19 protein-coding genes and 1 pseudogene are annotated in these 15,666 nt (G+C 77.0%); 8 read left to right on the forward strand and 12 right to left on the reverse strand.

Annotated elements, in window-relative coordinates; genetic code table 11:
• Position 1 precedes the first annotated feature (1 nt).
• The 3 genes from CFLA_RS06500 to CFLA_RS06510 are packed head-to-tail and all read right to left on the reverse strand — an operon-like array spanning position 2 to position 3,172.
• The gene (locus CFLA_RS06500; protein WP_013116525.1) at positions 2–883 is read right to left on the reverse strand and encodes an ABC transporter permease; all 882 of its coding nucleotides are present in this window, start codon (positions 881–883) and stop codon (positions 2–4) included.
• On the reverse strand, positions 870–1,925 hold the full coding sequence (locus tag CFLA_RS06505; protein ID WP_013116526.1) for an ABC transporter ATP-binding protein: 1,056 nt from the start codon (positions 1,923–1,925) through the stop codon (positions 870–872). The genes CFLA_RS06500 and CFLA_RS06505 overlap by 14 nt, the downstream gene beginning before the upstream one ends.
• Positions 1,922–3,172, reverse strand: coding sequence for a LolA family protein (locus tag CFLA_RS06510; protein WP_013116527.1), 1,251 nt, complete (start codon positions 3,170–3,172; stop codon positions 1,922–1,924). Before CFLA_RS06510 ends, CFLA_RS06505 begins: the two co-directional genes overlap by 4 nt.
• Positions 3,173–3,266: 94 nt before the next feature.
• Between CFLA_RS06510 and CFLA_RS06515 the strand changes: the two genes are divergently transcribed.
• The 4 genes from CFLA_RS06515 (at position 3,267) to CFLA_RS06530 (ending at position 7,035) form a co-directional block, all read left to right on the forward strand.
• The gene (locus CFLA_RS06515) at positions 3,267–3,923 is read left to right on the forward strand and encodes a response regulator transcription factor (RefSeq protein ID WP_013116528.1); all 657 of its coding nucleotides are present in this window, start codon (positions 3,267–3,269) and stop codon (positions 3,921–3,923) included.
• Entirely contained in the window at positions 3,920–5,317 is a 1,398-nt protein-coding gene (locus CFLA_RS06520; protein ID WP_013116529.1) for an ATP-binding protein, read from the forward strand. Before CFLA_RS06515 ends, CFLA_RS06520 begins: the two co-directional genes overlap by 4 nt.
• A gap of 102 nt (positions 5,318–5,419) precedes the next feature.
• The gene (locus CFLA_RS06525; protein ID WP_013116530.1) at positions 5,420–6,298 is read left to right on the forward strand and encodes an alpha/beta fold hydrolase; all 879 of its coding nucleotides are present in this window, start codon (positions 5,420–5,422) and stop codon (positions 6,296–6,298) included.
• Positions 6,295–7,035: an esterase/lipase family protein gene (locus CFLA_RS06530; protein ID WP_013116531.1), complete on the forward strand. Its 741-nt coding sequence runs from the start codon at positions 6,295–6,297 to the stop codon at positions 7,033–7,035. The genes CFLA_RS06525 and CFLA_RS06530 overlap by 4 nt, the downstream gene beginning before the upstream one ends.
• A 16-nt stretch (positions 7,036–7,051) precedes the next feature.
• On the opposite strand, the gene CFLA_RS06535 is transcribed toward CFLA_RS06530, so the two are convergent.
• The 7 genes from CFLA_RS06535 to CFLA_RS06565 form a co-directional block, all read right to left on the reverse strand.
• Positions 7,052–8,554 carry a DHA2 family efflux MFS transporter permease subunit gene (locus CFLA_RS06535; RefSeq protein ID WP_013116532.1) on the reverse strand — a complete coding sequence of 501 codons (1,503 nt, stop codon included), beginning with the start codon at positions 8,552–8,554 and terminating at the stop codon, positions 7,052–7,054.
• Positions 8,555–8,780: 226 nt separating this feature from the next.
• Positions 8,781–9,515, reverse strand: a complete 735-nt coding sequence (gene mtnN, locus CFLA_RS06540; RefSeq protein WP_013116533.1) for a 5'-methylthioadenosine/S-adenosylhomocysteine nucleosidase — start codon at positions 9,513–9,515, stop codon at positions 8,781–8,783.
• Positions 9,512–9,964: an S-ribosylhomocysteine lyase gene (locus tag CFLA_RS06545; protein ID WP_013116534.1), complete on the reverse strand. Its 453-nt coding sequence runs from the start codon at positions 9,962–9,964 to the stop codon at positions 9,512–9,514. The genes mtnN and CFLA_RS06545 overlap by 4 nt, the downstream gene beginning before the upstream one ends.
• Before the next feature lie 86 nt (positions 9,965–10,050).
• Complete coding sequence (locus CFLA_RS06550; RefSeq protein ID WP_013116535.1) at positions 10,051–10,941, reverse strand: NAD(P)H-hydrate dehydratase; 891 nt, start codon at positions 10,939–10,941, stop codon at positions 10,051–10,053.
• A complete protein-coding gene (locus tag CFLA_RS06555) occupies positions 10,934–11,671 on the reverse strand; it encodes a histidine phosphatase family protein (protein ID WP_013116536.1) in 738 nt (245 codons plus the stop codon). Before CFLA_RS06555 ends, CFLA_RS06550 begins: the two co-directional genes overlap by 8 nt.
• The gene (locus CFLA_RS06560) at positions 11,668–11,907 is read right to left on the reverse strand and encodes a hypothetical protein (protein ID WP_013116537.1); all 240 of its coding nucleotides are present in this window, start codon (positions 11,905–11,907) and stop codon (positions 11,668–11,670) included. The genes CFLA_RS06555 and CFLA_RS06560 overlap by 4 nt, the downstream gene beginning before the upstream one ends.
• Before the next feature lie 99 nt (positions 11,908–12,006).
• The gene (locus CFLA_RS06565) at positions 12,007–12,927 is read right to left on the reverse strand and encodes a DNA-3-methyladenine glycosylase family protein (protein ID WP_052302697.1); all 921 of its coding nucleotides are present in this window, start codon (positions 12,925–12,927) and stop codon (positions 12,007–12,009) included.
• 107 nt (positions 12,928–13,034) lie between these two features.
• On the opposite strand from CFLA_RS06565, the gene CFLA_RS06570 reads away from it, so the two are divergent.
• Positions 13,035–13,385, forward strand: a complete 351-nt coding sequence (locus tag CFLA_RS06570; protein WP_013116539.1) for an STAS domain-containing protein — start codon at positions 13,035–13,037, stop codon at positions 13,383–13,385.
• Between the two features lie 13 nt (positions 13,386–13,398).
• Here the strand turns inward: CFLA_RS06570 and CFLA_RS06575 are convergent, their stop codons facing one another.
• The gene (locus CFLA_RS06575; RefSeq protein ID WP_013116540.1) at positions 13,399–13,773 is read right to left on the reverse strand and encodes an RNA-binding S4 domain-containing protein; all 375 of its coding nucleotides are present in this window, start codon (positions 13,771–13,773) and stop codon (positions 13,399–13,401) included.
• 142 nt (positions 13,774–13,915) lie between these two features.
• On the opposite strand from CFLA_RS06575, the gene CFLA_RS06580 reads away from it, so the two are divergent.
• Positions 13,916–14,443 (forward strand): cellulose binding domain-containing protein, encoded by a 528-nt coding sequence (locus CFLA_RS06580; protein ID WP_013116541.1) that lies wholly within the window; start codon positions 13,916–13,918, stop codon positions 14,441–14,443.
• Positions 14,444–14,582: 139 nt separating this feature from the next.
• Positions 14,583–15,071: pseudogene (locus CFLA_RS21260) on the forward strand (GDSL-type esterase/lipase family protein); the annotation flags it as partial.
• A 17-nt stretch (positions 15,072–15,088) separates the two neighbouring features.
• Here the strand turns inward: CFLA_RS21260 and CFLA_RS20430 are convergent.
• Positions 15,089–15,337 (reverse strand): hypothetical protein, encoded by a 249-nt coding sequence (locus CFLA_RS20430; RefSeq protein WP_013116542.1) that lies wholly within the window; start codon positions 15,335–15,337, stop codon positions 15,089–15,091.
• Positions 15,338–15,382: 45 nt separating this feature from the next.
• Here CFLA_RS20430 and CFLA_RS06595 point away from each other — a divergent pair, with 45 nt between their 5' ends.
• Entirely contained in the window at positions 15,383–15,640 is a 258-nt protein-coding gene (locus CFLA_RS06595; RefSeq protein ID WP_043598870.1) for a cellulose binding domain-containing protein, read from the forward strand.
• Positions 15,641–15,666 lie beyond the last annotated feature (26 nt).

Here is a 15,666-nt window from a genome sequence, read left to right on the forward strand (position 1 = left end):
CTCAGGACGTGACGTCGGCCGTCGTGAACCGCGCCCACGCGAGGGACCCGAACACGGCGACCCAGCCGGCCTGCACGGCGAGCCCTTGCGCGAGCTGGTGCACCGACGGCACCACGCGCAGCATCTCCGCGAAGTCGAACCAGTGGTACGTCAGCAGCAGCGGGTGGATCGCCGCGAGCTGCGGCAGCTGGACGAGCACGCTCGAGACCACCGCGACGACCACGGTGGCGGCCATCGCGCCGACCGGCACCTCGGTGAGCGTGGAGAAGAACAGCCCGACGGCGACGAGGCCGGTCATCGACAGCCCGACGTACAGCACGACGCCCGCGACGCGCAGCACGCCGTCCGCCAGCGGCACCGTGTCCCCGGACAGCAGCGTGAGGTCCCCGACGCCGAACAGCACGGCACCCGTGACGAGCCCGACCACCGCGACCGCGAGGACCGCGGCGGCCGCGAACGTCAGCGCCCCCAGCGCCTTCACGGCCAGCAGCCGCCCGCGGCCGACGGGAACCGTGAGCAGGTAGCGCAGCGTGCCGGCGGAGGCCTCACCGGCGATCGCGTCGCCCGACGCGATCCCGATGGTCAGGGGCAGCAGGAACGGTGTGCACAGGAACAGCGAGACCACGACGAGGAACAGCCCGTTGCCGGTGACGTCGGAGAGGAACGGCGGCCCCTGGCCCTCGAGGCCCGCGTCGCGCGCGAGCGAGACGACCACGCCGAGCAGCAGCGGGACCAGGCCGAGCCCGGCGAGCAGCACGACGTTGCGCCGCCGACCCAGCACCAGCCCGAGCTCGGAGCGCACGAGCCGTGCCGTGGCGCCGCGGTGGCGGGCGGGTGCGAGGTCGGCGGGCGCCTCGCGCCGCGCGGTGTCAGCGAGCGACATCGAAACCCTCCCCGGTCAGCTCGACGAAGACCTCCTCGAGCGACGGCCGGCGCACCTCGAAGCCGAGGAGGCCGACCCCGGCACGCACGAGCGCGGCGGCGACCTCCGGCGGTGGAGGAGCGGTCGTCCCGTCGTCCGACGGGCCCGGCAGGGCCGCGGTGACGGTGACGTCGCCGTCCGCCAGCGTCCGCCCGGCCGTCGCGTCCGCGAGCCCGAGGCGACGCAGCTCGGCGAGCGCCGCGGGGGCGTCGGCCGCCGCCGTGCGGACCACCACCTGCGACCCGCGGCGCGCCGTGAGCGCGGCGCGCGGGCCCTGCAGCAGCAGCCGCCCGGCGCCCATGATCCCCACGTGCGTGCAGACCTGCTCGATCTCCGCCAGCAGGTGCGACGAGACGAGCACGGTCGTCCCGCCGTCCGCGAGCTCGCGCACGAGGTGCCGCACCTCCCGCGTGCCCTGCGGGTCGAGCCCGTTGGTCGGCTCGTCGAGCACGAGCAGGTCCCGGGGGCGCAGCAGCGCCGCGGCCAGGCCGAGTCGCTGCTTCATGCCGAGCGAGTACTGCCGGTACCGCTTGTCCGCGGCGGCACCGAGCCCGACGCGGTCCAGCGCGGCGTCCGCGCGGGTGCGGGCCGTCCGCGGGTCGGCCGACGCGTCGACCGCGTCGAGGCGCGCGAGGTTGGCGCGACCGGAGAGATACGGCTGGAACGCGGGCCCCTCGACGAGCGCGCCGACGCGCGGCAGGACGCGGGCGGCGGACCGGGGCATCGGCTCGCCCAGCAGGTGCACCTCGCCCGCCGTCGGCGTCACGAGGCCCAGCAGCATGCGGATCGTCGTGGTCTTGCCCGAGCCGTTCGGCCCGAGGAACCCGTAGACGGCGCCGCGCGGCACGGCCAGGTCGACACCGTCGACCGCGACCTGACCGCTGCGGAACCGCTTGGTCAGACCGTGCGTGCGGATCGCGTCGTCGTTCACGGCACCAGCCTGGCGCACGGCGGGTGCGACGGCCGTGGCCGCCGCACCCGCCGTGCCCGTCGTCGTGGTCACGCGTCGGCCGTCGCGCGCAGCACGTCCACCGGCACGGAGCCGACGAGCACGCGGCCGTCGTCGAGCACCAGCACCGAGAGCAGGCTCGACGTCAGCGCACGTCCGCCCTCGACGGGCGTCGTGAGCTGGTCGTACAGCGACGCGGTGTCGAGGTCCATCGGCGGACCGTCCCCCTCGGGCGCGAACTGCTCGTAGAGCCCCTGCGCGCCCTCGCCCGCGAACTGCTTGTCGACGCCGGGCATCCCGGCGACCGCCGCGGGGTCACCCGCGACCAGTGCGGCGGCGTCCACCCCGGACAGCTCGAGGACCGTGTCCCAGCCCTCGCCGGTGACCTGGACGCCCTCGGGCAGCTCGGCGTCGTCCGCGTCGGTGGGCCACGAGGCGTCGGTTGCGCGCTCGGCGAGGTCCTCCTCGGTGGGCAGCGGCACGACGACCTCCCGGACACTCGCGCCCGGAGGCGCCGAGAACGTGAGGACCGCGTCGCCGGGGTCGGCGAACGTCACGTCCGTGAAGCCGAGCTCGAGCGCGGGCGTCGCCGCGTCGTCGCTGCTCCACACCTGCACGCGCAGCGGCGACCAGGTCGCGGCGTCCACGGCCACGACGACCCGCCCCACGAGCGTCGTGTCGCTGCGGGGCGTCACCACCACCTGGTAGGCGTCGCGCCCTGCCACCGTCGTCGCCGCGTCGACGCCGACGGTCGCGTGCTCCCGCGCCCGCTCGAGCGCGTCGCGGCCGAGCTCGTCGGGCGTCGGCAGGTCCGCGGGCGGGCTCGCCTGCGCGAGCTCCTCGACCCGCTGCGCGTCCTGCGGCGACGGTGCGTAGTGCACGACCTCGTCGTCGGACGACGAGTACGTCCACGCCTGCGCGCCGTCGGTCACCACCGAGTACTCCGACGCGGTGCCGAGCAGCGACACGCGCGAGCGCTGCCCGCCGTCGCTCCACACGCGCAGCGTCGTCGAACCGCCGAGCAGGCTCACGGGGTCGGCCCCCGCCACCTGCGTGAGGGACAGGTCCGGCAGGCCGAGGCGCGCGGTGTGCACGACCGTGCCCGACAGCGCCGGCGGCTCGGCGTCGAGCACGCGCTCGAGCAGCTCCTCGGCGGTGAGCAGCGGGAGGCTCGCCGAGCGCGCGGACGCGAGCAGCGGCGGCGCGGCGAACGCGGCGGCGACGGCGACGACGGCCGCGGCGGGCACGGCCCAGGCGGCGCGGGCCCTCGTCCTGGTGGGGGAGACGGGTGCGGTGTCCATGGCACCACCGTGCACCGGTGTCGCTGAGCGGACCCTGAGAGCGCCGCCGGCCGCGGACACGACCCGCGCGTGCGCACGGTGGGATGCTGCCGGGGTGCGGGTGCTGGTGGTCGACGACGAGGTCGGGCTGGTGCGCGCCCTGCGCCGCGGCCTGACCGCCGAGGGGTTCGCGGTCGACGCCGCGCACGACGGCGAGACGGGCCTGGCGATGGCGGTCGACGGCGCGTACGACGTGCTCGTCGTCGACGTCATGCTGCCGCGGCGCAACGGTTACGACGTCGTCACCGCGCTGCGCGCGCTCGACGTGTGGACGCCCGTGCTCATGCTCTCGGCGAAGGACGGCGAGCACGACGTGGCCGACGGGCTCGACGTGGGCGCCGACGACTACCTCACCAAGCCGTTCTCGTTCGTGGTGCTCGTGGCGCGGCTGCGGGCGCTCGTGCGCCGGCCCGTCGCGCCGCGTCCGGCCGTGCTGCGGGCCGGTGCGCTGACGCTCGACCCCGCGACGCGCGAGGTGACGCGCGACGGGCGGCCCGTGGACCTCACCGCGCGGGAGACCGCGCTGCTGGAGTACCTGCTGCGCCACGCCGACCGCGTGGTCGGCAAGATCGAGCTGCTCGACCACGTCTTCGACACCGGGGGCGAGGACCCGAACGTCGTCGAGGTGTACGTCGGCTACCTGCGGCGCAAGCTGGGCAGGGACGCGGTGCTCACGGTGCGCGGCACCGGGTACCGGGTGGGTGCGGGGTGAGCGAGGCCGTGACCCGCGCCCGGCGGTGGCGCGGGATGTCGCTGCGGGCCCGTCTCACGCTCGTCGCCACGGCGGCCGTCGCGGGCGTGCTCGTCGTCGGCGCGCTCGCGCTGTCCACGGCGCTCGGCGCCGCCCGGACCGCGGCCCTCGACGACGTCGTGCGCGAGCGGTCGACCGTGCTGGCGTCGCTGGTGGCCGACGACCGGGTGCCCGCGGCACTGCCCGTCGCGCAGCCCGGCGAGGTCGCGCAGCTCCTCGACGCCGACGGCGGCGTGCTCGCGACGTCGACCACCGCGTCGCGCACGCTGCCCGTGGTCGACGCCGCGACCCTCGCCACGTGGCGCGCGCAGGCGGGCGGTGACGTCCTGGTCGTCGGCACCGGCGCGAGCGCCTACGACACCGCCGCCCGTGCCGCGGTGCGCGACGTCACGTGGCGCGGGGCACCCGCGACGCTCGTGACGACCGTGCCCGCCACCGAGGTGCAGGGGGTCCTGGCCGCGCTGCGCGTCGCGCTCGTCGCCGTCGTGCCCGTGCTCACCGCGGGGTTCGCCCTCGTGCTGTGGGCCGTGCTGGGCCGTGCGCTCGCGCCCGTGGAGCACCTGCGCGCGGCGGCCGACCGCGTCGCGCTCGCGGGCGGTCCCGGGTCGCTGCCCGTGCCGGCCGCGGACGACGAGCTCGGCGCGCTGGCCCGCACGCTCAACGCCATGCTCGACCGGCTCGAGGTCGCCGCGGCGCGGCAGCGCGCGTTCGTCGCCGACGCCGCGCACGAGCTGCGCTCGCCCGTGGCGGCCGCGCGCGCCGCGGTCGAGGTCGCCGCGGCCCACCCGGACGCCTACCCGGTCGACGACCTGGTCGCGGACCTCGCGCCGCAGGTCGCGCGCATGCAGGCGCTCGTCGACGACCTTCTCGTGCTGGCCCGGGTCGGCTCCGCGGGCGTCGTGCCCGGGCCCGTCGACCTCGCCGCCGTGGCCGCGGACGCGGTCGCGTCCGTCGCCGCGGACGCCGACGCGCGCGGCGTGCGCGTCCAGGTCGTCGGAGCGGCGCACGGCACCGGGACGGCCGACGCCGTCGAGCGTGTCGTGCGCAACCTCGTCGCGAACGCCGTGCGGCACGCGGCGAGCACGGTCGACGTCTGCGCCGGGACCGCGGCGGGACGCGCGCGTGTCGTCGTCGACGACGACGGCCACGGGATCGCGCCCGGCGACCGCGAGCGCGTCTTTGCCCGGTTCGTGCGGCTGGACGAGGCGCGCGAGCGGGACGCGGGGGGCGCGGGCCTCGGCCTGGCGATCGCCCGGGAGGTCGCGCGCGAGCTGGGTGGGGACGTCCGGATCGAGGACGCGCCGCGCGGCGGGGCCCGCGCCGTGCTGGACCTGCCGGAGGCCGCGCCGGGCTGAGCCGGGCGTCGCGCAAGGTGCGCGTGCCACTGCGGACGGCACGTCGCCGTGTCAGGATCCGCTGGTCGGCGCCCGCGGGGGCGCCGCGGGCGAGGAGGACGCGTGACCCTGCTGCTGCGCGAGCCGGCCCGGCCCGGGACCGACCCGCACGTCGCGCGCCTGCGGGTCGACGGGCTGCCGCTGCGCACGTCGACGTACGCCGCCGACGAGCGCGTGGCCACCGGCCGGCCCTTCGTGCTGGTCCACGGCCTCGGCGCGTCGTCGGTCACGTTCGCGGACCTCGCGCAGCACCTGCGTCGCCACGGCACCGTGCACGCGCTCGACCTGCCGGGGTTCGGGCGCGTGCCGCGCCCCGCCGAGCCGCTGGGGATGGGCGACCTCGGCAGGCTGGTCGCCCGGTGGGCAGAGCGCACGGGCGTGCACGACGCGGTGCTCGTGGGGCACTCCATGGGCACGCAGGTGGTCACCGAGGTGCTCGCGACGTCGCCGGTGACGGCGTCCCACGCCGTGCTGCTCGGGCCCACCGTCGACGACACCGCCGCCACGGTGGCGCGGCAGCTCGTGCGGCTCGCCGCGAGCTGCGCCACCGAGCCGCCCCACGTGCTCGCGCAGCTGGCGCGCACGACGCTGGAGTGCGGCCCGCGCTGGTACACCGCGGAGCTGACGCGGATGCTCGACCACGACGTGCTCGGCCTGCTGCGCCGCGCCGGCGCGCCCGTGCTGGTCGTGCGCGGCTCGCGCGACCGGGTCGCACCCGCCGGGTGGGTCGAGCGGCTCGCGCGCGTCGCTCCGCGCGGCCGCGCCGCGACACTGCCCGGGGCGGCGCACAACACGATGCAGTCCCACGCGCGTGAGGTCGCCGCGCTCGTCCTGGAGCACGCCGGGATGCTGTCGGCCGAGCAGCGGTCCACCGGGCCGTCGCCCACCGACCCGCCGCGCGACGGCCCGGGGCAGGAGCCCGCGGAGCACGGTGTGCCATGAGCGGGGCGACGGGCGACCCGGACCTCGCGGCAGGGGTCCGGCGGCGGTGGCAGCAGGGTGTCGCATGGGCGCGCGACTACGCGTGGATCGCCCGGGCCCAGGTCGCGGCGAGCCTCCGGCGGCAGTCGGCGACGCCGACGTCGGGCGCGGGCGCTCCCGTGCTCCTGCTGCCCGGGATCTACGAGACGTGGCCCGTCATGGGCACGCTCGCCCGGGCGCTGCACGCGGCGGGGCACCCCGTCCACACGGTGCCGGCGCTCGGCCTCAACCACCGTCCGCTCGAGGCCTCCGCGCAGCACGCCGCCGCGCAGCTCACCGAGCTCGACCTGCGAGGCGTCGTCCTCGTCGCGCACTCCAAGGGCGGCCTCATCGGCAAGCTCCTGCTGACGCACCCGGAGGTCGGCCCGCGCGTCGCCGGGCTCGTCGCCGTCAACACGCCGTTCGCCGGGTCGGTGTACGCCCGGTGGTTCCCCGCGCGGTCCGTGCGCGCGCTGTCCCCGCGGGACCCGCACGTGCTCGCCCTCGCGCGCGACGTCGCGGCGCACGCGCGCATCTGGTCGGTGCACGCGCGCTTCGACCCGCACGTGCCCGGCGGCAGCGAGCTCGCCGGGGCCGTCAACGTGCGGCTCCCGCTCGACGGGCACTTCCGCCTGCTCGACGACCCGCGGCTGCACGCAGCCGTCGTCGAGGCGGTCGCGCGTCTCGCCGCGCCCGGCCAGGGCCCCGCGGGGACCTGACCGGGCGTGGCGCGCGTCAGTGGTGCGCGGGGACCGTGGTGCCCGCGGGGGCGGGCCGCACGGCGAACGCGGCCGCGACGGCGGGCAGCGTGAGCAGCGCACCGACGAGGAACGCGGCGTGCACGCCACCGGCCGTCGCGGCGACCTCCGAGGCGCCGCCGGAGGTCAGGCCCGCGGCGGTGGCCGACAGCACGGTGACGAACACCGCGGTGCCTGCGGCGCCGGCGACCTGCTGCACGGTGCCGATGACCGCGGAGCCGTGCGAGTACCGCTCGGGCGGGACCGATCCCAGCGCGGAGGTGAACAGCGGCGTGAAGACCAGGGCGAGCCCCGCCGACATCGTCAGGTGCGCCGCCACGAGCAGCCAGGGCGAGCTCTGCGGGCCCAGCAGCAGGGCCATGCCCCACACGGCGACCCCGACCAGCACCGTGCCCGGCACGAGCAGCGGGCGCGCCCCCACCTTGTCGTAGGCGCGGCCCACCGCCGGCGCGAGCAGGCCCATGAGCAGCCCGCCGGGCAGCAGCATGAGGCCCGTGGTGAGGACCTCGAGCCCCAGCACCGTCTGCGCGTAGATCGGCAGCATGATGATGACGCCGAACAGCGACATCATCATCAGTGCCATGAGCCCGACCGCGACCGCGAAGGTGCGGGAGCGGAACGTGCGCAGGTCGAGCAGCGCGTCGTCCGTGCGCTGCAGGCGCACCTGCCGCGCGATGAAGAGCGTGAGCCCGGCGGCGCCCGCGACGAGCGCGCCGAGCGTCGCCGGCTGCACGTCGCCGGTCGCGGCCTCGCCGATGCGGGACATGCCGAGGACCAGACCGCCGAACGCGACCGCGGACAGCAGCACCGACACGAGGTCGACCCGCGCGTGGCGCGGCTCGGTGACGTCGGGCAGGCGCAGGGCCCCGAGCGCGAGCGCGCCGAGCGCGATCGGCAGGACCAGCCCGAACATCCAGCGCCAGTCGAGCACCGAGAGGATCAGCCCGGAGATGGTCGGCCCCAGCGCGGGCGCCACGGAGATGACGATGGAGATGTTGCCCATCGTGCGCCCGCGTGACGCCGGGGGCGTCACGGTCATCACGGTCGTCATGAGCAGCGGCAGCATGACCGCGGTGCCCAGCGCCTGCACGACCCGGCCGACGAGCAGCACCTCGAAGCCCGGGGCCAGCGCGCTGACGAGCGTGCCGAGCGAGAACAGCCCCATCGCGGTGAGGAACGCGCGGCGCGTCGTCGTGCGCTGCAGGAAGAACCCCGTGACGGGGATGACGACGGCCATCGTCAGGAGGAACGCGGTGGTCAGCCACTGCGCGGCGCTCGCGGTGATGGCGAGGTCGACCATGAGGCGGGGCAGGGCGACGCCCATGATCGTCTCGTTGAGGATCACGACGAACGTCGAGACCAGCAGCAGCGCGACGGCGAGCCGGTCGCGCGGCGACAGGCTCGCGGGCGCGGCGGGCGCGGCGGGCGCGGCGGCCGGGGACGGTGCCACGGCGGTCGAGGGGGTGGTGCTGTCGGTCAAGGTGGTCGCCTGACGTCTCGGGCCCGGCTGCGGGCGGGGGGCGGGAGGTCCTGCGGTCGGTGGACCGCGGCAGCACGGCGCGATCACGCCGCCGGACAGTCTCGGACGTCAACCTCGCCGAGGTCGACACCATTCCGTCCGCTCCCTGCCGACCCCGCCCGCCCGCCGAACTCACCGGGTCGACGCGCCGCCGTGGCCGCGCACGCGTGCCCAGCGGGCGCGCGCGTCAGGCAGGAGCGAGCACCGCGTCGAGCAGTCCCAGGACGACCGTCGCGGACCGCTCGGCGGCGTCGTCGACGTGCGCGCCGAAGTCCACGCCGGCGATCGGGCCGCACAGGTCCGAGATGCCGCGCACCGACAGGAACGGCACACCGGCCAGGTGCGCGGTGTGCGCGAGCGCGGTCGACTCCATGTCGCACGCGAGCGCGTCGGGGAACGCCTCCCGCATCGCCCCGACCCGCTCGGCGTCCACGAAGACGTCGCTCGACAGGATCGTGCCCGTGCGGACCGTCAGCCCGCCCGCGTCGACACCGTCGACGGCGTCGAGCAGGTCCGGGTCGGCGTCGAACCGCGCGGGCATACCGGGCACCTGCCCGAGCGCGTACCCGAAGACCCGGGCGTCGGCCGCCCCGTAGACCGTCGACGCGCCGACCACGACGTCCCCGACGCGCACGTCGAGCCCCATGCCGCCGGCCGAGCCCGCGCTGAGCACGACGCGCGGTCGGGAGCCGTGCAGCGCGAGCGTCGCGGCCGACGCGGCGTTGACCAGACCGATGCCGCACGTCACGAGCATGACCCGCGGACCGCCGAGGTCCAGCACGCGGCGCCGGGCGCCGAGGGCCTCCACCTCGTCACCGACGTGCGCGGCGCGCTCGAGGAACGGTGTGGCCTCGACGCCCATTGCGGTGACGACGACCGCGTCGACCTGCGCGCCGGGCGCGGCGGTGAGCGCCTCGCTCACGCGGTCACCGTGCTCCACCCGTCGCGCGCCGCGAGGAACGTGCGGGCCACGTCCTGCGCGCCGGCGAGCGTGTGGTGCGCGCCCCAGCCGCACTGCACCTCGTTGGCGGCGGGCACCTCCGTGGCCCCCAGGATGTCCGTGAGGGTCGCGGCGACGAGGTCGTGCACGTCCTGCTCCTCCCAGCGGCCCTCGAGCATGAGGTAGAAGCCCGTCTGGCAGCCCATGGGGGAGAAGTCGAGCACGCGGCCCGAGTGGTTGCGCGAGTGCTCGGCGAACAGGTGCTCGAGGGAGTGCACGGCGTCCATCTCGAGGTGGGCGACGTTCGGCTGCGCGAAGCGCACGTCGAACTTGGAGATGACGTCCCCGTGCGGCAGCTCCTTGAGGTCCGCGAGCCGGATGTACGGCGCGACGACGGTCCGGTGGTCCAGGTTGAACGACTCGACGTTCATGCGAGGTGTGTCCACACCCCCAGTGTGCTGCACTCGCGCGTCACGTCCACCCCGCGTCCGGCGGGTGGAGCGTCCGGGCGGGGCCGTCAGCGGGCGCGCAGCTCGACGAGCACGCGCGGCAGCTCGGTCAGCAGCTCGCGCGCGAGGTACCCGTGCGATCCGACGGCCGCAGCCAGCCGGTCGCCCGCCACGCCGTGCGCCTCGATGCCGAAGCACGCCGCCTGCGCGAGGTCCGCACCGCGCGCCGCGAGCCCGCCGACCGCCCCGGCGAGCACGTCACCGCTGCCGGAGGTCCCCAGCCCCGAGTAGCCGGTGGACGAGCGCCAGCGCCGGCCACCGGGCTCGGCCACCACGCCCGCGCACGCCACGACGACGCCGTACCCGTCGGCGAGCCGCGCGGCGACGGGCACGTCCGCGTCGTCGCCGCCCTCGCCCGTCGCGTCGTCGAGGTCCTCGCCCAGCAGCCGCGCGGCCTCCGACGTGTTGGGCGTCAGCACGGCGCGCCCGCGGACGCCCGCGCGCACGTCGTCCGCATCGCGCAGCACGCCGAGCGCGAAGGCGTCGAGCACGAGCCGCGCCTCGGCGGGTGCGTCCTCGAGCACGGCGCGCAGCAGCGCGAGGGTCCCCTCCGGCTCGTCGAGCCCCGGTCCGACGACGACGACGTCGGCACGCTCGAGCTCGCCGGCCAGCGCGTCGCCCGCGCCCGTCACGGAGCCGCCGTCGTCCTCGGGCAGCCCGACGACCCCCGCCTCCGGCGTCGCGACCGCGAGCGCCGCTGCCACCGAGGCCGCGACGCCGAGCGTCAGCCGCCCCGCGCCCACCCGCAGGGCCGCGAGCCCCGCGAGCTGCACCGCACCGGGCGTGCCGCGTGCGCCGCCGAGGACGAGGACGCCGCCGCGGGCGTCCTTGCCGCCCGTCGGCTCGGGCAGCGGGTGCTCGCGCAGCAGCGCGGGCGTCAGCACGGGGTCCTCAGCCACCGGTGTCCTCCGTCCCCTCGTGCTCGGTGATCGCCGCGTCGAGCGCCGCGAGGTGCGCGACGTCGTCGAACACGGCCAGGTGCCAGCCGTCGTCGACGCGGTCGAGCCGCGTGACCGACGCGTTGCGCACGCTGGACTCGCTCATGACCTGGTCCTCGGTGAGCTCTTCGAGCACGTACCGCAGCAGCATGACGACCGCGTCGTGCGCCACCACCAGCACGCGCCGGCCCGCGTCGCGGGTCTGCAGGTCCGCCAGGGCGCAGCGCAGGCGCAGCGCGACGTCCGCCCAGGACTCGCCGCCCGGCGGGCGGTGGTACATCTTGCCGAGGTGGCGCCGGCGCTCCGCCTCCTGCGGGTGCCGCTCGCGCACGCCGCGCCACGTGAGCCGGTCGAGGATCCCGAGCTCACGGTCACGCAGCCGCTCGTCGCGACGTACCGGCAGGGCGAGCCCTGCCGTCTCGAGCGCGATGCCGGCCGTCTCGAGCGTGCGGACGTAGGGCGAGCACCACACGACCTCGGGGCGGTCCTCGGGCGGCAGCGCACCGAGCCAGGTGCCGAGCGCCGCGACCTGCTCGCGCCCACGGTCCGACAGCGGCGTGTCGGCGTCGCGCGTCGCGACGTCGACGAGCAGCGAGTGCTCGCGCTCCGCCCGCGACGCCGCGACGTTGCCGACGCTCTCGCCGTGGCGCACCAGCAGCAGGCGCGTCGGGGTCGTCGCGGCCACGGTCACCGCCGGTCGCGCTCCTCGAGCGCCGGCAGGATCGTCGTCGGGATCGCGAACGCCAGGCCGAAGGCGACGATGGCCGCGGTCACGAGCAGCGCGCCGGCCGCCCCGTCGGCCTCGAAGCCGATGGTGAACAGCGCGAACGACCCGACGAAGAGCAGCAGGCACAGCACCCCGGTCGCGGCGCGCGCGGGCGCCCCCGGCGCCGGGTCGGTCGAGTACGCGGTCTCGTCGGAAGCCATGGCTCCTCCAGGGTCGTGACGGGGTCGTGGCCAGTATCACCGTCCGTCGCCGCCGCGGCACGTCCGTCCACGACGCCGGGCGCGCCGCAGCCGCGCACGTCAGCGCATCGGCAGCGCGCGCCGGCCCCGCGGCCCGTACGCCGGCAGCTGCCCGCGGTGCGCGGTCTCCAGCAGCACGAGGACCCGCTGCCGGTGGCCCTGCCAGGGGGCCAGGAGCTCCAGCATCCCCGCGTCGTCGGCGCGCCGGCCCGTCAGCGCCCACCCGACGAGGTGCGGCAGGTGCGCGTCGCCGACCTGCACGGCGTCGGGGTCCCCGAGCGCGCGCGACGTCACCTCGGCCGCCGTCCACGGCCCGATGCCGGGCACGGTCTGCAGGCGCCGCGCGAGCTCGGTGGAGGTGAGGTCGGCGCGGAAGGCGTGCGCGACCGCAGCGGCGCGGCGGACGGTGTCCGAGCGCTGCGCGTCCACGCCGGCGCCGCGCCACTCCCAGACGGGCAGGGCGGCCCACACGCGCGCCGGCGGTGCGACGCGCAGCGCCGTGGGGGCCGGCCCCGGCGCGCGCGTGCCGTGCCGTGCGACGAGCCGCCGCCACGACGCCTTCGCGTCGACGCCGACCACGCGCTGCTCCAGCACCGCCGTGACGACCGCCGGCCACACGTCACCGCCGCGTGCGAGCCGGATCCCGGCGTGCGTGCGGTGCGCACGTGCCACGACGGGGTGCAGGTGCGCCGCGAACCCGGAGACGTCGTCGTGCAGGCCCAGCAGCCCGGGCGCGTCCGCGAGCACCCCGGCCGCGCCCGGGCCCCACGCGTCGGCGCGCACCCCGCCGGTGACCGGCTGCAGGCGCAGTGTCGCGACGTCGTCACCGCGCCGGGTCGCGTGCCACACGCCGTCCGGCTGCCACGCCCACGTCGGGTCGCCCGTGCCGCGGCGCAGGCGCAGCAGCGTGCGACGCACGTCGAGGCCCGGCGGGCACGCGACGACGACGTGCGCGTCGCCGGTCGCGGGCTCGGGGGTCACCGCACCAGGATGCACCCCGCGACGATCCGTCCCCGACGGGGCGGCCCCGCGCCCGGCCCGGCGCCGTCCGACGTGCGCGGGCTCCGGCGTCGCGGCACCATCGGGCGATGAGCGGGCAGGCGGCGGGTGGACGGCTCGACGTGGGACGTGCGGGCGACGTGCTCCACGTCGTGCTCACCGGGCCGGTCGACATGGTGGTGCGCGAGCGGGACGCTCCCGCGCTCTGGCCGGCCCTGGCCGACCCGCGGGTGCGCACGGTCGACCTCGACGCGGGTGCCGTGACGTTCCTCGACTCCAGCGGGCTCTCGGTGCTCGTGCGCCTCGCCCGCGACGCGGCCGAGCGCGGCGTCGTGCTGCGCCTCGTCGCGACCAGCCCGCGGGTCGACGACCTGCTCGAGCAGACGGGCGTGGGGGAGTGGATGGCCCGGATCGCGGGCGCGCCCGGCGCCGCGCGCTGAGGGCCGTCCGGCGTCAGCGGCCGCGCAGCTTCTCGATCTCGCGCCGCTCCCGCTTGGTCGGGCGCCCGGCGCCGCGGTCACGCTGCCCGGCGAGCGCCACCTGCGTGCGGGGCGGCGGCACGGGGGAGCGGTCGAGGTACGACGCCTGCGCGACCTCCGCGGAGACGCGCTTGACGAGCAGCCGCTGCACGACGACGAGCCGCTCGCGCGCCCCGCCGCGCACCTGCACCTCGTCCCCGGGGACGACCTGGGTCGCCGGCTTGGCGCGCTCGCCGTTGACGCGGACGTGGCCCGCGCGGCACGCCGCCGCCGCAGCGGAGCGGGTGGGGAAGAGCCGCACCGCCCACGCCCACGCGTCGACCCGCACGCGGCCCGTCGGCTCCGCCACCTGCCACCTCCCGCTCGCACGACGTGCCGCCGGCACGCAAGGTCAGCCTGCCACGGGCCGGAACGTTCCGGGCCGCTCACTGCTGAAACGGTTCGCTCGGGCAGGCTGGCGCGAACGTCGCAGCTCGTCCGAAGGGGCTCCCATGACCGTCCACCACTGCCGTCGTCCGGCCCGCCGCGCGGCCGCCCTGCTGGGGGTCGCGTCGGTGATCGTCACCGGCTCGATCGTCGGTGCGCAGGCCGCCGCCGCCGGCCCGCAGCGCGTCGATCCCGGAGCCGGGCTGCTCGCCACGTCGGTCCCTGCGAGCACGTCGCCCGCGCCGCGCCCGTCGACCCCCACGCAGACCCCGACCATGCCCCAGGACCGCGCGGGGTGCGAGGCCGCCTACGAGGTCCTCAGCGAGTGGCCGGGCGGCTTCGTCGCGCAGGTCCGCGTCGTCAACGTCAGCACGTTCTCGAGCCTCGAGGGCTGGACCGTGCGCGTCGAGCTGCCCGCGGGCGAGGCCACGCACGCCTGGAGCAGCACCGTCGTGACCGACGCCGACGGGGCGACCTTCCGCGCGGCGTCCTGGAACTCGTTCCTCACGTCCCGGGGCACGGCCGAGTTCGGGTTCCAGGGCACCGGGAGCCCGACGCCGGGGACGGTCACCTGCTCCGCGACGCCGCGCTGACGCGTCGCGGTGCCCCTCCGGGCACCGAAGGTCGCGGTGAAGCGCTTCGCCGTCCCCCGCAGGTGAGGACGGGGGGCCACGATCGACCCAGGACCGTGCACCCGCCGGCGCCGTCGACGAGCCCGAGCCCGTGCGCGTCATGGCGCTGGGCGACTCCATCACCGGGTCCCCCGGCTGCTGGCGTGCGCTCCTGCATCGTGACCTCACCGCCGCCGGGCACGCGGTCGACATGGTCGGCACGCTCCCGGCGCAGGGCTGCGGCGTCGCCCACGACGGCGATCACGAGGGGCACGGCGGGGCGCTGGTGACGGACGTCGCAGCGTCCGGTCGCGCGGCTGCGTGGTTCGCCGCGACGCGGCCCCAGGTCGTCCTCATGCACTTCGTGACCAACGACGTGTGGAGCAACCGCAGCACTGCCGAGATCCTCGCCGCGTGGACGACCCTGGTCGAGCAGATGCGCGCGGTCGAGCCGGACGTCGTCGTGGCCGTCGCCCAGATCGTCCCGGTCGCACCGCCCACGTGCGCCGACTGCCCGGACCGCACGCGGGCGCTCGACGCGGCGGCGCCCGGCTGGGCGCTCGAGGTGAGCACCCCGACGTCACCGGTCCTGGTGGCCGACCACTGGACCGGCTGGGACCCGGCCCGTCACACGTCCGACGGCGTGCACCCGAACGACGCGGGGACGCAGCGGATGGCCGCCACGTGGCTGCCGGTGGCGTCGGAGGCCCTCGACCTCGTGACCCGCGGGGACGTGCCCCCGCCGTCGCAGACCCCCAGCGTGACCCCCGCCGACGTGGACGGGCTGCCGGCGCCCGTCGTGACGTCCGTGACGCCCACGCCGGCGGACGTCGACGGCCCGCCGTCGCCCGGCCCGACGACCACACCCCCGGTCATCGAGGACCCGGTGGGGTGCGCCGCGGCGCTGACGGTCACGAGCCGGTGGGCGACGGGTTCGTCGCGTCGGTCAAGGTGCGCAACCTGTCCATGTTCTACGCCACGGACAGCTGGGTGGTCACCGTGGACCTGCCGCGCGGCCGGATCGCGAACGCGTGGAACGCGATCCCCGGCGGCACGTCGCCGCAGACGTTCACGCCCGCGCCGTGGAGCCCGGTCGTCGGGCTGACCGGCTCGACCGAGTTCGGCTTCCTGGCCTCGGGCTCGCCCGACGACGCGGCCCTCACCTGCGCCTGGCCCTGATCCGGCGGTGACGCGCGACGGCCCGC

Source organism: Cellulomonas flavigena DSM 20109, from assembly GCF_000092865.1.
In the GTDB taxonomy this organism is placed as follows: Bacteria; Actinomycetota; Actinomycetes; order Actinomycetales; family Cellulomonadaceae; genus Cellulomonas; species Cellulomonas flavigena.

Bases quoted from the DNA above. Each gene is read 5' to 3' on its own strand.
- CFLA_RS06500 (WP_013116525.1), bottom strand. From the start codon at position 883: ATGTCGCTCGCTGACACCGCGCGGCGCGAGGCGCCCGCCGACCTCGCA.
- CFLA_RS06510 (WP_013116527.1), bottom strand. From the start codon at position 3,172: ATGGACACCGCACCCGTCTCCCCCACCAGGACGAGGGCCCGCGCCGCC.
- CFLA_RS06530 (WP_013116531.1), top strand. From the start codon at position 6,295: ATGAGCGGGGCGACGGGCGACCCGGACCTCGCGGCAGGGGTCCGGCGG.
- CFLA_RS06545 (WP_013116534.1), bottom strand. From the start codon at position 9,964: ATGAACGTCGAGTCGTTCAACCTGGACCACCGGACCGTCGTCGCGCCG.
- CFLA_RS06560 (WP_013116537.1), bottom strand. From the start codon at position 11,907: ATGGCTTCCGACGAGACCGCGTACTCGACCGACCCGGCGCCGGGGGCG.
- CFLA_RS06570 (WP_013116539.1), top strand. From the start codon at position 13,035: ATGAGCGGGCAGGCGGCGGGTGGACGGCTCGACGTGGGACGTGCGGGC.
- CFLA_RS06580 (WP_013116541.1), top strand. From the start codon at position 13,916: ATGACCGTCCACCACTGCCGTCGTCCGGCCCGCCGCGCGGCCGCCCTG.
- CFLA_RS20430 (WP_013116542.1), bottom strand. From the start codon at position 15,337: ATGACCGGGGGTGTGGTCGTCGGGCCGGGCGACGGCGGGCCGTCGACG.